Below are 398 nucleotides of genomic sequence, written 5' to 3'. Positions count from 1 at the left end.
GACAGGCTGCCGGCGCGCTTCATCGTCAATGTCGGCGGCCTGCGCGACGCCTATCGCGCGGTGCCGGACAATGTCTATCTCGATGCCTGGTTTCCGCAGCCTTCGGTGGTGGCGAAGTCGGATCTGTTCATCCATCACGGCGGCAACAACAGTTTTTGCGAGGCGCTGCGTTTCGGCGTGCCGTCGCTGATCATGCCCTATTGCTGGGACGGACACGACAATGCGCGCCGCGCCGAAGAGACCGGCACGGGCGACCATATCGGCCGTGACGGCTGGACCGAAGGAGTATTGGAGAGAGCCATTCTCGGCCTGCTGGTCAACGACGCCATGCGCGCCCGCCTGAAGGACAACGCAGCCCGGATGGCGCTGCAACCCGGAACGGACGTGGCCGCGCAAGC

1 protein-coding gene is annotated in these 398 nt (G+C 65.1%); it reads left to right on the top strand.

Going from position 1 to position 398, the window contains the following annotated elements; translation table 11 throughout:
* Positions 1 to 398: glycosyltransferase (locus ACWTU8_RS33230; protein WP_455851430.1), on the top strand; the 398-nt coding region annotated here is incomplete at both ends.

This window comes from Mesorhizobium sp. BHbdii (assembly GCF_053848045.1).
The sequence above is the reverse complement of the archived record's forward strand: the minus strand, read 5'-3'. Positions and strand labels throughout refer to the sequence as shown.